Annotated in this window: 13 protein-coding genes and 1 pseudogene; 3 read left to right on the forward strand and 11 right to left on the reverse strand. The window is 64.3% G+C overall.

Annotation, left to right across the window (positions count from 1 at the left end; all coding sequences use genetic code 11):
• Window positions 1-98: 98 nt before the first annotated feature.
• The 4 genes from AC1DVA_RS21730 to AC1DVA_RS21745 all read right to left on the reverse strand — a co-directional run bounded on the left by AC1DVA_RS21730 (window position 99) and on the right by AC1DVA_RS21745 (window position 4,367).
• Window positions 99-1,694 (reverse strand): ABC transporter substrate-binding protein, encoded by a 1,596-nt coding sequence (locus tag AC1DVA_RS21730; RefSeq protein ID WP_476807248.1) that lies wholly within the window; start codon window positions 1,692-1,694, stop codon window positions 99-101.
• Between the two features lie 91 nt (window positions 1,695-1,785).
• Window positions 1,786-2,244 carry a RidA family protein gene (locus tag AC1DVA_RS21735; RefSeq protein WP_265053148.1) on the reverse strand — a complete coding sequence of 153 codons (459 nt, stop codon included), beginning with the start codon at window positions 2,242-2,244 and terminating at the stop codon, window positions 1,786-1,788.
• Entirely contained in the window at window positions 2,237-3,247 is a 1,011-nt protein-coding gene (locus AC1DVA_RS21740) for an NAD-dependent epimerase/dehydratase family protein (protein WP_476807249.1), read from the reverse strand. Before AC1DVA_RS21740 ends, AC1DVA_RS21735 begins: the two co-directional genes overlap by 8 nt.
• Window positions 3,234-4,367, reverse strand: coding sequence for a mandelate racemase/muconate lactonizing enzyme family protein (locus AC1DVA_RS21745; RefSeq protein WP_476807250.1), 1,134 nt, complete (start codon window positions 4,365-4,367; stop codon window positions 3,234-3,236). Before AC1DVA_RS21745 ends, AC1DVA_RS21740 begins: the two co-directional genes overlap by 14 nt.
• Before the next feature lie 101 nt (window positions 4,368-4,468).
• Here AC1DVA_RS21745 and AC1DVA_RS21750 point away from each other — a divergent pair, with 101 nt between their 5' ends.
• Window positions 4,469-4,915, forward strand: coding sequence for a hypothetical protein (locus tag AC1DVA_RS21750; protein WP_476807251.1), 447 nt, complete (start codon window positions 4,469-4,471; stop codon window positions 4,913-4,915).
• Here AC1DVA_RS21750 and AC1DVA_RS21755 read toward each other — a convergent pair.
• The 6 genes from AC1DVA_RS21755 to AC1DVA_RS21780 form a co-directional block, all read right to left on the reverse strand.
• Window positions 4,909-5,640 carry an amino acid ABC transporter ATP-binding protein gene (locus tag AC1DVA_RS21755; protein ID WP_476807252.1) on the reverse strand — a complete coding sequence of 244 codons (732 nt, stop codon included), beginning with the start codon at window positions 5,638-5,640 and terminating at the stop codon, window positions 4,909-4,911. The genes AC1DVA_RS21750 and AC1DVA_RS21755 overlap by 7 nt on opposite strands.
• On the reverse strand, window positions 5,621-6,274 hold the full coding sequence (locus tag AC1DVA_RS21760) for an amino acid ABC transporter permease (RefSeq protein ID WP_265053143.1): 654 nt from the start codon (window positions 6,272-6,274) through the stop codon (window positions 5,621-5,623). Before AC1DVA_RS21760 ends, AC1DVA_RS21755 begins: the two co-directional genes overlap by 20 nt.
• Window positions 6,274-6,933, reverse strand: coding sequence for an amino acid ABC transporter permease (locus AC1DVA_RS21765; RefSeq protein ID WP_476807256.1), 660 nt, complete (start codon window positions 6,931-6,933; stop codon window positions 6,274-6,276). The genes AC1DVA_RS21760 and AC1DVA_RS21765 overlap by 1 nt, the downstream gene beginning before the upstream one ends.
• A 108-nt stretch (window positions 6,934-7,041) precedes the next feature.
• Window positions 7,042-7,845, reverse strand: a complete 804-nt coding sequence (locus tag AC1DVA_RS21770; RefSeq protein ID WP_265053141.1) for a transporter substrate-binding domain-containing protein — start codon at window positions 7,843-7,845, stop codon at window positions 7,042-7,044.
• A gap of 78 nt (window positions 7,846-7,923) precedes the next feature.
• On the reverse strand, window positions 7,924-8,910 hold the full coding sequence (locus AC1DVA_RS21775; RefSeq protein WP_265053140.1) for a 2-hydroxyacid dehydrogenase: 987 nt from the start codon (window positions 8,908-8,910) through the stop codon (window positions 7,924-7,926).
• A gap of 20 nt (window positions 8,911-8,930) precedes the next feature.
• The gene (locus AC1DVA_RS21780) at window positions 8,931-9,692 is read right to left on the reverse strand and encodes a GntR family transcriptional regulator (protein WP_476807253.1); all 762 of its coding nucleotides are present in this window, start codon (window positions 9,690-9,692) and stop codon (window positions 8,931-8,933) included.
• 192 nt (window positions 9,693-9,884) lie between these two features.
• Here AC1DVA_RS21780 and AC1DVA_RS21785 point away from each other — a divergent pair, with 192 nt between their 5' ends.
• The gene (locus AC1DVA_RS21785) at window positions 9,885-11,084 is read left to right on the forward strand and encodes a mandelate racemase/muconate lactonizing enzyme family protein (protein ID WP_476807254.1); all 1,200 of its coding nucleotides are present in this window, start codon (window positions 9,885-9,887) and stop codon (window positions 11,082-11,084) included.
• 10 nt (window positions 11,085-11,094) lie between these two features.
• Window positions 11,095-11,862: an SDR family oxidoreductase gene (locus AC1DVA_RS21790; RefSeq protein WP_476807255.1), complete on the forward strand. Its 768-nt coding sequence runs from the start codon at window positions 11,095-11,097 to the stop codon at window positions 11,860-11,862.
• Between the two features lie 98 nt (window positions 11,863-11,960).
• Here the strand turns inward: AC1DVA_RS21790 and AC1DVA_RS21795 are convergent.
• A pseudogene (locus tag AC1DVA_RS21795) lies at window positions 11,961-12,094 on the reverse strand (IS3 family transposase); the annotation flags it as partial.

Here is a 12,094-nt window from a genome sequence, read left to right on the forward strand (position 1 = left end):
GACTCCGCGGATTTCAAGACAGGAAGAATGGCCGGCGCGGAGTTGGAGGCCGCGCCGGCGTTGCAGGCGACGCCATGCGGCGCCGGATGCGGGCGGGATCAGCCGACCCAGGCGCGCGCCAGGCCGTAATACCAGCCGGTGGGATGCTGATCGTAGTTGTGCACCCTTTCGCCCCTGACGACGACATGGTCGGCCGAAAACAGCATGATCGTCGGCACGCTTTCGGCCATCACCTGCTGATAGCGTGTATAGATCTCACGGCGCTTTGCCGGATCGCTCTCGGCACGCCCCTCGTCGAGCAGCTTGCTGGCTTCGTCATTCTTCCAGTTGCGGAAATCGGCGCCTTCCGGCGCCTTGTGGAAGTGCCGGTAGAACAGCAGGTTCGGGTCCGGAACCGTCGCCCAGTCGTTGAAGGTGAAGCCCATCTGCTTCGACTGGAAATTCTTGACCCAGACGCCCAGCTCGACGCGCTGGATCGAGAGTCTGATGCCGACCTTGGCGAGCTGCTCACGCAGGATCACACTGGCGGCGTCCATCCAGTCGTAGCCGATGATCGAGGTCAGGGTGAGATCGAACCCGTCGGGATGGCCGGCCTCGGCCAGCAGCTTCTTGGCGGCGGCGATGTCGAGCTTCTGGTTTGGCAGCTTGTCGAGCGGCGCGCCCCAGCTCTCCTGCATGCCGGCGACCATGGTGCCGACCACGTTGCCGAGCCCGCYGATCGAAGCGCGCATGATCTCGTCCTTGTCCACCGCCAAGGCGATGGCGCGGCGAACGCGTTCATCGTCGAGCGGCTTGAGCTCGGCACCGAGATCGATGGCCTTCTGGTTGAAGGACGGCTTCCGCTCGACAACGAGCCCGGCCACACCTTCGACCTGCTTGACGTCCTGCGGGCGGCTCAGCGTCGCGATGTCGATGCGCTTGTTGCGCAGGCCGACGAGCAGGCTCGCAGCATTCGGAACGAAGATGAAGTTGATCCGGTCGAGATAAGGAACGCCCGGCTCCCAGTAATCCGGGTTGCGGACCAGGGTGGCATTGCTGTTGGGCTTGAACTCGGCCAGCTTGAACGGCCCGGTGCCGACGCTCGTCTGGTTCAGCTTGGTTTTCGCATCGGCCGCATCGAAATAACCGGCCGGGACGACGCCGCCGTATTTGTTGCCGAGCGTCATCGGCAGTGCCGCGTTGGGCGCCGAGATCGTGATCTTGACCGTCGCGTCATCGACGGCGTCGATCGCCGTGATCATGGCGAAATCGCCGGCCCCGGGCGAGCCGTTCTTCGGGTCCCGAATATAGTTGTAACTGTAGGCGACGTCCTTCGCGGTCATCGTCTGGCCGCCATGGAACTTCACGCCCTTGCGCAGGCGCACGGTATAGACCAGCCGGTCGGCAGACAGGTCGAAACCTTCGGCGAGCAGCGGCATGGCGGTGCCGTCGGGGCTTTCGTAGAACAGCCCCTGATAGATCAACACCGTCAGCCGGATGCGCGCATCGGCCGCCTGATGAAACGGGTCGAGTCCCGGAGGCTCGACGAGCAGACCCATGTTGAGGGTTCCACCCGTCTTCGCGCCCGTGGGCTTCGGCCCGTAGAGTTCGGCCGCGGCGGCCGAACCGGCGAAGGTCGCCGTGGCAATAAATCCTCCGAGGGCCAGCAGCAGGCTGCGGCGGTCGACGCCGCCAAAGAGATCCGAATCCGACATTGTTGTTTTCCCCTCACCGGGCTCCGGTTCGGATCTGCTGAGATCCTGGGATGGCCGGGCGCCCGTTGGCCGGTACCCCATGTCGAGAAGCTCAGTCGCGATAGGCCACTACCAGCTCGATCTCGACGGCCGCATCGCGCGGCAGTTCGGCAACCCCGACGGCAGAGCGCGCGTGGCGGCCGGCCTCGCCCAGGATTTCGCCGAGCAGGTCGGAGGCGGCGTCGAGAACCTTCGGCTGGTCGTTGAAGCCGGGAGCCGACGCGACGAAGCCCGTCACCTTCAGGACGCGTTCGATCCGATCGAGGCTGCCCAACGCCTGCTTCAAGCAGGCCAGTCCCTGCAGGATACAGATACGCGCCTCGGCGCGAGCGGCTTCAAGCGAGACCCCGGCGCCGGCCTTGCCTCTGACCTTGACCTCGCCGTCAACCTTGGGAAGCTGACCCGCGACATAGGCGACGCCCCGGTGCAGCGTCACCGGTACGTAGTTGAACGAAGGCGAGGCAGCCTCCGGCAGCTCGATACCGAGCTCGGCAAGACGCTGGTCAATCATGGGCTTGTCCCGGAATTGGCGCGAGAAGATCTTCGACGAGGCCGTCAAGGTCGTAGCGCGGTCCGAAGCCGGTCTCGGACACGAACCGACTGCCGTCGCTCAGCGGCAACAGCAGTGCCGGCTCGATGCGCTCGAACCCGATCTCGACCCCCGGTCGCCTCGCCCGGACGGCCTCGATGATGTCGAGGATGCTCGCCTCGAACCCCTTGATGTTATAGGCCGGCCGGACCGGCCCGCTATGGCGCAGCGCCGTCAGCATCGCCGCCGCCGCGTCGACGACATGCATCAGGTCGACGGGGTGGTCGTGAAACGTCACATGCGCCGGGCGCCCTTCGCGTGCCGCCGCAAAGACCTCGGAGATCGAACTCGCGGCGCCTTGATACCAGAGCCCGGGGCCGAGGATCAGCGGCAGGCGCATGCTGACGATCTCGACGCCGTGCCGGCGCATCAGGAACTCGGAAAGCACCTCCGCCATCTGCTTCGTCACGCCGTAGACGGTGGTCGGAGCCGAGACATCGTCTTCGTTGACATGCGTGGTCGCATAGGCAGATGCGGGGCCGTACACCACGGCGGAACCGGTCCAGACGATGCGGTTCACGCCGGCGCGGCACGCGGCCTCGACGAGCCGGCCGTGGCCGGCGACATTGATCTCGAATGCGGCATCGGCCTCGGCTTCCCCGGCGCGCATCAGGCCCTGCTTGCCGACGCTATGCGCCACGCAGGACACCACCTGCGTCGGCTTGAACCGGGCAAAGGCCGCGTCGAGAGCCTCGCGATCGCCGATGGAGCCCTCGAACACCTGATAGCGGCCCGCGACATCGGCAAGCCGGTCCTCGGCCATGGCCGGCCCGAACAGAACCGGGGCATACCCAGCACGGATCAGGGCGCGGACGACATGAGACCCGACAAAGCCCAGTCCGCCGGCGACAAGCACGGTGCCGGCGCTGCCAGGCCTCGACGCCAGCTCGGTGGAATCAGGTTCGACTGCATCAGCGAAGGACATGGCGATCCACCGCATTCCAGTCGATCTCGATACCGAGGCCGGGCGCGTCGGGTACGGCGATCACGCCATCGACCTGCTGGAGCGGATCGACCAGGATTGAATCCCGCAACGGGTTGTCGCCCAAATCATATTCGACCAGCGTCGGGCGCGGGACATTGCCGCCATGGGGATAAACCGGCAGCGACGCGACGAAATGCACCGCCGCCGCCAAACCGACCCCGGTGCCCCAGACATGGGGCGACAGGCGCAAATGCTCCATCATCGCGAGCTGGGCGATCTGACGGCCCTGCCAGAAACCACCGCAGAGCGAGAGATCCGGCTGCACGACATCGACAGCACGCCGATCGATCAGGCGTTTGAAGTCGAAGGCGGTGTAGAGGGCCTCGCCCGTGGCGATCGGGACCGGACTCCAGCGGTGGAGCGCCTCATAGCCGGCGAAATCCTGAGGCGCGAGCGGCTCCTCGACCCAGCCTATGCCGTAGGGGACGAGCCGGCCGATGCTCTCGCGCGCGAGATCGAGGGTGTAGTTGGAGTTGATGTCGACCAGGATCTCGACATCGGGGCCTAGAATCTGGCGCGCCGCAGCGACACGCTGCTCGTCGCTGGCCGGCGACACGCCGATCTTGATCTTGATCGAGCGATGGCCCGCCTTCGCCATCGCTTCGATCTGCGGCTCGAAATCGCGCTCGCTATTCTCCGTCAGATAACCGCCAGACGCATAGATCGGCACCTGGGAAGCCTGCTTGCCGCCGATCAAGCGGTGAACCGGCAGGCCCAGCGCCTTGCCCGCCGCATCCTTGGCAGCCATGTCGATGCCGGAAATGCTCCAGGTCAGGGGACCCTGGACGCCGAAATGGTAATGGCGAGCCAGCATCTGCGAGAAGACATGCTCGATGTCGAGCACGTGACTCCCGAGCAGGTAGCCCTTTACCAGTGGCAGCATGGCGAGATTTACCGTGGGCATGCCCCAGCATTCGCCGACACCTTCGGTTCCGTCGGACAGGCGCAGGCGGACCAGGGTCGTGGCCCGGGCGCTCGCGAGCGACTTTGCCATTCCATAGCTGCGACCGGGGGGAAGCTGCGCCTGCAAGGGGATGAACGCGATGTCTTCGATGATCATGGCCCGTCGCATTCCTTGTCCAGCCAATGCAGATCAATTTCAGCCAATGTTGAACCAATTTGAGGGCGAGCGCAATATCGTCGAGACGTGGCCGTCGCTACATGCTGTGCGGCGCCCATCTGCAGCTTGATGCCAATAGCTGCGCTGCGCATCTCGACCGGCCGAAGCGCGAGCACCGCTTCGCCGGACCATTCAACATCGACAAGAATTCGATCGGCGAAGAGCCCGGGGAACGCGCCCGTCTGAATAAGCAGGCAGGCCAGGATGTTGCGCGCATCAGGGCTTTTCAGGCCATCGACACATGTCTGGCTTGCGCAAGCCAGATCGAAGCAATGCGCCGCGGCTCAACGCGAACTGCCAACCGGGGCGTTGCGCCCGATCAGGTGGCAAGCGCAGTGGCGCCAACAGCCGCCATCGAGCCGTCGTCCGAAAGCGGACGCTCGAAGCTCACCTATGGAATATCCACCTTCGCATTGCGGAAGCAGAATCGTTTGTGCTCCGCCAGGGTCCGAGCCAAATCATCGACGCGGAGCGAAGACGCTCAATGAGCGCCAGCCCTGACGAAGTTCGCCAGCTCAGCGGTCTGGGGGGTTGCGAACAGCGCCTTCGACGCCCCCTGCTCCCAGATTTTCCCCTGATGCATGAACACCGTGGTGTCGGCCACGGTCCGGGCGAAGTTCATCTCGTGGGTGACGAGCAGCATGGTCATGCCACCCTTGGCGAGCTTCTCCATGACGATCAGCACCTCGCCGGTCAGCTCCGGGTCGAGCGCCGAGGTAACCTCGTCGAAGAGCATCACCTTCGGCTTCATCGCCAGCGAGCGGGCGATGGCGACACGCTGCTGCTGGCCGCCGGAGAGGTTGTCGGGGTAGCTGTCGAACTTCTCGGAGAGCCCGACCTGCGCGAGCACGTCCTTTGCCAGTGCAAGCGCCTCCGCCTGGGAGACGTTCTTGGTGATGCGCGGCGAGAGCATGATGTTCTGACCGACCGTCAGGTGCGGAAACAGGTTGTAGCTCTGGAAGACGATGCCGACATCCTTGCGCAATTCGCGCAGCTTTGTCGGGTCCTGCGTTGTCGTGTGGCCGGCGACCTCGATCTTGCCGGCATGGAAGGTCTCGAGCCCGTTGATGCAGCGCAGCAGCGTCGACTTGCCCGAGCCGGAGCGGCCAATGATGGCGACGACCTGTCCTGTCTCGACGCTGAGCGAGACGCCTTTCAGCACCTCCAGCGAGCCAAAGCGCTTGTGGACGTCTTCAATGAGAACGGCTGGCATTCATCACCTTTTCGAGATGGCGGCTGAGCCGGGACAGCGGGAAACAGATCGCGAAATAGATCGCGCCCACCAGGGTGAATATCTGGAAGGCCTGATAGGTCGCGTTGTTGACCAGCATGCCGGCACGCATGAGGTCGACGAAGCCGACGACCTGGACGATCGAGGTGTTCTTCACGAGCTGGACGAGGAAGCCGACCGTCGGCGGCAGCGAGATCCGGATCGCCTGCGGCAGGATGATGTAGCGGTACTGCTGCGGCGTGGTCAGCGCCAGCGAGGCGGAAGCCTCCCATTGCTGACGCGGTACGGATTCGATCGAGCCGCGCCAGATCTCGGCGAGATAGGCTGAGACGTAGATCGACAGCGAGGCCGAGGCGGCGAAGAAAGGCGGCAATTCGATGCCAACAGCCGAAAGCCCGTAATAGCTCATGAACAGCACCATGAGGACCGGGATCGACTGGACGACCAGGATGTAGCCGGCCGCGAACTGGCGCAGCAGCTTGACCCGGGACAGGCGCATGATCGCGAAGGCGCCGCCGAGGATGCTGCCGATGAAGAAGGCTATTGCCGTGAGCGCCAGCGTCCAGCCGGCGGAACGCAGGATGAAATAGGCCTCTGGCCAACCGAAGGTTTGCATCAGGCGGCCTCCCCATGCGCTTCGGTGAGGCGCGCGAGGCCCGAGACCTGCGGGAAGAGCTTCCGGCCGAGCCAGTTCAGAAACAGCTTCAGCGAGAGCGCCAGCACCAGATAGATAATGGTGACGACGATGTAGGTCTCGAAACTGCGGAAGGTATCCTGCTCGATGATCGCGGCCGTGCCGGAGAGCTCCTGCACCGAGACGAAGGAGCAGATGCTGGACGCCAGCATCATCAGCACGAACTGGCTCGACAGCGCCGGCCAGACACGCGCGAAGGCCGGCTGCAGGATCACATACTGCAGGACCTGGCGCTTGGTCATCGCCAGCGCCATGCCGGCCTCGATCTGCGACTTGTGGATGGAGTCGACGCCCGCGCGAATGATCTCGGTCGCGTAGGCGGCAAGGTTGAGCGTCATCGCCAGGATCGAGGCCTCGAGCCCGTTCATGCGGATGCCGATCTGAGGCAATCCGAAGAAGATCATGAAGAGCTGGACCAGGAAGGGCGTATTGCGCATCAGCTCGACATAGGCATCCACGAGGTAGCCGGCCCAACTGCCTGCGAGGCTGCGAAGCGCGGTCATGAGCGTCGCGAGTACGAGGCCGAGGCCGATCGCGATGAAGGACAGCGCGGTCGTCAGCATGACCCCGTTCAGGATCATCGGCCATCTGGAAAAGACGTCTTGGAAGAGCAACGGCGCGCTCCTTCGGCCCTGGTGGTCGAGAGGGATCGCCGGCGCGCTGGAACGCACGCCGGCTTGAGCGTAGGATCAGAAGGTCGGCAGCGGGGGCAGCGGGCTGCCGACCCATTTCTGCGCGATCGCATCGAGTTCGCCGTTCTGCTTCACGTAGTAGATGAAGTTGTTGAGCCACTGGCGCAGCTCATAGGCGTCCTTGCGCATCGTCATCGAGTTGGGCTGCATGCCGAAGACGAATTTGAGTTCGGTCTCGGTCTCGCCGCGCGCCTTCATGGCGGCGTTGGCCTGGGCGTCGGGGCCGGCGATGGCCTCGACCTGGCCGGAGAAGAGCGCCTGCATCGTGGTCGCGTCGTCCTCGAAGCGCAGAATGGTGAGGTTCAGCTCCTTCTCGCGGCTGGTGAACTCGCGCTCGACGCTGGAGCCGCGGTTGACGCCGACCTTCTTGCCCTTCAGGTCGTCCCAGGTTTTGATGGCGACGTTCTTCTTGGCGTAGATGCCGGTCTGGAAGGCGCTATAGGGAATCGAGAACATCACCGCCTTGGCACGCTCGGGCGTCGGGGCGAGCGTCGCAACGAGGAAGTCGACCTTGTTGGCCTCCAGCGCCGGGATACGGGCCGGCGGGGTGAGCTGCACCATCTCGACCTTGACGCCGAGATATTTGCCGATCAGCGCGATGACGTCGGCATCGTAGCCGATCGCATTGCCCTGCGAGTCGACCGAGCCATATGGCGGCGCGCCGATCAGCACGCCGATCTTGACGGAGCCACGCTTGATGATGTCGGTGACCGTCTGGGCCGAGGCCTGACTTGCCGCCAGCATGCCGGCGCCCAGCGCCAGCAAAGTGCCGGCAACCCTGAAATGCTTGAAGAGACCCATGGTGCGCTTCCCTGCTTTTTGCGGATTGTCCGCGGTTGGCCCAGCCGGCTTCTTGGCGTCCGGCTCGGAAATCGGAGATCAGGCGACAGCTTTGCCCTCGCGCACGAGGTTGGTCAGAGGCTCGCCGGCGAAACAGCGCCGGATGTTGTCGGCGATGGTCTGCTGGCGGCGGCGGATCGTGCCGCTCGTCCAGCCCGACATATGCGGCGTCATCACGATGTTCGGCAGTTCATGAAAAGGCAACGAGCCCGGCAGGGGATTCGCGTCTTCGGAAGAGGGATATCGGTACCAGGTGTCGATCACGGCACCGGCGATGCGCTCCTGCTTTAGCGCCTCGTACAGCGCAGCCTCGTCGAGCAACGGGCCACGCCCAACGTTGAAGACGACCGCATTGCGGCGCATCGCGGCGAAAGCGTCAGCGCCGACGATCCCTCGGGTTTCCGGGGTGAGCGGGAGCGAAACAACGATCGCGTCGGCCGAACCCCAGAACGCGTCGAGCCGGTCGAGCGTGAAAGACCGGTCGACGATCTCGGAGGTCGCGACCGGGCTGCGATTGGCGACGTTGACCTGCATCTCGAAGGCCTTGGCACGCCGTGCGATCGCCTTGCCGATATGCCCGAAGCCGAGCAGGCCGATGGTCTTGCCGGCGATCTCGCCATGGACCCGGTCGGGCGCGCCCGCCCAATAAGCCCAGTCGCCGCGGCGCAGACGCTGATCGGCGTCGGCGAGCGGAATGTGCCGCGCCAGCAAGGCGCTCATCACATATTCCGCGATCGCCTGCTCGTGGCCGAAGCAGTTGCAGAGGCTCGTCTCGGACGGGAGCTTGTCGAGCTGGACCGCGTCATAGCCCGCCCCCGGCACATGGAACAGGCGCAGATTCGTCAGGGCGGGCAAGGTGGCATCGAACTTCACGCCGACGACGACATCCGCATCGGCATAAGCACGGCGATCGGCTTCGGCCTCGAGTTGGTCCGGGAGGACACGGATATCGGCGTCCGATCCCACCAGCCCGGCGAAGCCTTCGCTGAAGGAAGCGGCATTCTCACCATGAAAGACGATGCGCATGATCGGCGGCTCTCTTTACGTCAGGTATTTAGCAGCGGCTCTAGGCTGCAATCCAGCAAGGAAGGGTCGATCGCAGCCTCCATCTCGTCGAACATGCCATCGACGAAGCCTATCAACGCATCGGAGGCCGCGACGGCCCGGTCGCCATGACGCGTCGCGATCGCGTTCAGCACAGCGATATGGTGGTCGATGGTGCCTTCCAGCCCGACACGATGGGGCATGTAATTGTGATAGATGAAGCCGATGCGCCGGAAGATCGTGTGCAGCGGGCGCAGCGTATGTTCCAGGAAGGGCTCGGCCGCCGCCGCCAGCACCATCTGGTCGATGCGCCGGTCGAGCGTGTTGAACTCGGCAAGAGTGAGCCCGGCGCGGCGCTCGCGCAGCAGGCGTTCCATGTGCAGCATCTGGTTGCGGTGCGAGGGGCCCGCGCGCTCGGCCGCCAGGCCGATGACGAAGCGCTCCAGATCGCGCCGTAGCTTGAGCAGCAGCCGCTCTCGCGCCAGATCGATCGGAGCGATCTGCAAACCGTGGCGCGGGCGAATGACGATCAGCGTGTCGGCTGCGAGCCGGTTGACCGCGTTGTGGATCGGCGTGCGGCCGAAGCCGGTCAGATCCTGCAGGTCCTGCATCGCGAGAAAGCGGCCCGGCTTGAGCTCGCAGGTCACCAGCATCTCTTCGATGCGCCCATAGGCGAGCTCGAACAGGTTCACGCGGTTTTGCCGCTTCGGCGTCGCCGTGTCGTCGGCTGCAACCAGCCGCGGCTGGCTCTGGCGCTTCGCCATGACCCTGTTCCTCCCGCGTGGCGCTCTGTAGCGGCGCCATCTTGAACGTAACGATAAACATGTTGTGAAATTTTACAAGCACTCCTATGGTCCCAGACTGCGCGGCCATCATCGCCCTTTGGCAGGCCGCGACAAGCGAACAAGGCGCTCCCGAGCTCGTCTCGCCGAAGAGCGCAGCTCCGGGAGGCTGATTTGAAGATCACCGCGATCGAAACGCTGCGGACGGACGAGTTCGCCAATGTGCTGTGGGTGCGGGTGCACACCGATGCCGGCATCGTCGGTCTCGGCGAGACCTTCTACGGCGCCGCCGCCGTCGAGGCACATCTGCACGACACGCTTGCGATGCGCCTGCTGGGTAAGAACCCGCTGCATATCGAGGCGCTGCACAAGGAAATGACCAACCTGCCGATGGCGCAGGCCTCGACCGGCGTCGAATCGCGCGCAACCTCGGCGGTCGACATCGCTTTATGGGACATCTTCGGCAAGGTCTGCGGCCAGCCGGTGCATCAGATGCTCGGCGGGCTCTGCCGCGACCGGCAGCGCATCTACAACACCTGCGCCGGCTATCGCTACGTCCGCTCGCAGAACATCAAGCCGGTCTCGACGTGGAATCTCGGCGAGACCAGCGGCCCCTATGAAGACCTCGACGGCTTCATGAACCGAGCCGACGCCGTCGCCGAGAGCCTGCTCGAAAGCGGCATCACGGCGATGAAGATCTGGCCCTTCGATCCGCCGGCGATCGAGAACCAGGGGCTCTACATCACACCCGAGCAGATGCGGAAGGCGATCGAGCCCTTCGAAAAGATCCGCAAGGCCGTCGGCGACAAAATGGAGATCATGGTCGAGTTCCATTCGCTCTGGAACCTGCCGACCGCGATCAAGATCGCCCGTGTGCTCGAGCAGTATGAGCCGAGCTGGTACGAGGACCCGATCCGGATGAACTCGCCGCAGGCGCTGGCCGAGTTCGCGCGCTCTACGACGGTCTCTGTGACGGCCAGCGAGACGCTGGGCTCGCGCTTCCCTTACAAGGACATGCTCGACCGCGATGCGATGCATGTCGTCATGGCCGATCTCTGCTGGACCGGCGGCTTGACCGAAGGGCGCAAGATCGCTGCGATGGCAGAGACCTATCACCGGCCCTTCGCGCCGCATGATTGCATCGGACCGGTCGGCTTCATCGCCGCGATCCACGCCTCCTTCAGCCAGCCGAACACGCTGATCCAGGAATCGGTACGCGCCTTCTACACCGGCTGGTACAAGGAGCTCGTCACCGAGATGCCCTTCATCAAGGACGGTTACGTCTACCCGATGGAGGCCCCGGGGCTGGGCGTCGAGCTGCTGCCGGCAGTCTTCGAACGTCCGGACCTGCATCATCGCCGTTCGAGCCTGTGAGGATTCCGGGATGACCAATCCGCTTTTCGATCTCACTGGTCGCACCGCCCTCGTCACAGGCTCCTCGCGCGGCCTCGGGCGAGCAATGGCGGAAGGGCTTGCGGCGGCCGGCGCAAGCATCCTCGTGAACGGTACAGACCCTGCCCGTGTCGGCGCCGCAGTGCAGGAGATGCGTCAGGCCGGCTTCGAGGCCAATCCTGCCGCATTCGACGTCACTTCGGAGGAGCAGGTCGTAAATGCCTTCGCCGGCTTCGACGCGTCCGGTGTCACCGTCGACATCCTCGTCAACAACGCCGGTATTCAGTTCCGCAAGCCGATGGTCGAACTAGCGACAGCGGACTGGCAGCGCGTGATCGACACGAACCTGACATCGGCCTTCGTGATCGGACGGGAAGCTGCGAAGCGGATGATCGCGCGCGGCCATGGGAAGATCATCAACATCGGCTCGCTGACCAGCGCCTTGGCACGTGCCACCGTCGCCCCCTACACCGTCGCCAAGGGCGGCATCAAGATGCTGACCCAGGCCATGGCGGCCGAGTGGGCAGAGCACGGCATCCAGGCCAATGCGATCGGCCCTGGCTACATGCTGACAGATATGAACCAGGCGCTGATCGACAATCCAGCGTTCGATGCGTGGGTAAAGAGCCGCACGCCGTCAAAACGTTGGGGCAGGCCCGACGAGTTGATTGGGACGGCGGTATTTCTTGCTGCACCCGCGTCGAATTACATCAATGGGCAAATCATATATGTCGACGGAGGGATGATTTCCGTTCTGTGATACTGGAATAGCTCAGAATGGGCGCGGCCTCGGTGCGAAAGCCCCGCGCTGCCGGACGCCGGCTGTGGCCTGCCCCCATCAGGTGGCCCGGTTCTAATCTAATGCATGGTGGGCTTGTCGGCCACGGTTGAGATGGCCGGCGAAGCGGGTTGGGTTTTCGTAGGCGGCCAGACCACAGCGACCGGTGCTGGCGGCTTGTAGCCGAGCGAGGAGTGCGGGCGCCGGGTATTGT

It is taken from the genome of Allobosea sp. P4_C6, assembly GCF_056402015.1.

Excerpts from the sequence above, each read along its gene's own strand:
- AC1DVA_RS21735 (WP_265053148.1), bottom strand. The coding sequence starts at position 2,244 with ATGATTGACCAGCGTCTTGCCGAGCTCGGTATCGAGCTGCCGGAGGCT.
- AC1DVA_RS21740 (WP_476807249.1), bottom strand. The coding sequence starts at position 3,247 with ATGTCCTTCGCTGATGCAGTCGAACCTGATTCCACCGAGCTGGCGTCG.
- AC1DVA_RS21745 (WP_476807250.1), bottom strand. The coding sequence starts at position 4,367 with ATGATCATCGAAGACATCGCGTTCATCCCCTTGCAGGCGCAGCTTCCC.
- AC1DVA_RS21750 (WP_476807251.1), top strand. The coding sequence starts at position 4,469 with ATGCTGTGCGGCGCCCATCTGCAGCTTGATGCCAATAGCTGCGCTGCG.
- AC1DVA_RS21755 (WP_476807252.1), bottom strand. The coding sequence starts at position 5,640 with ATGCCAGCCGTTCTCATTGAAGACGTCCACAAGCGCTTTGGCTCGCTG.
- AC1DVA_RS21760 (WP_265053143.1), bottom strand. The coding sequence starts at position 6,274 with ATGCAAACCTTCGGTTGGCCAGAGGCCTATTTCATCCTGCGTTCCGCC.
- AC1DVA_RS21765 (WP_476807256.1), bottom strand. The coding sequence starts at position 6,933 with ATGATCCTGAACGGGGTCATGCTGACGACCGCGCTGTCCTTCATCGCG.
- AC1DVA_RS21770 (WP_265053141.1), bottom strand. The coding sequence starts at position 7,845 with ATGGGTCTCTTCAAGCATTTCAGGGTTGCCGGCACTTTGCTGGCGCTG.
- AC1DVA_RS21775 (WP_265053140.1), bottom strand. The coding sequence starts at position 8,910 with ATGCGCATCGTCTTTCATGGTGAGAATGCCGCTTCCTTCAGCGAAGGC.
- AC1DVA_RS21780 (WP_476807253.1), bottom strand. The coding sequence starts at position 9,692 with ATGGCGAAGCGCCAGAGCCAGCCGCGGCTGGTTGCAGCCGACGACACG.
- AC1DVA_RS21790 (WP_476807255.1), top strand. The coding sequence starts at position 11,095 with ATGACCAATCCGCTTTTCGATCTCACTGGTCGCACCGCCCTCGTCACA.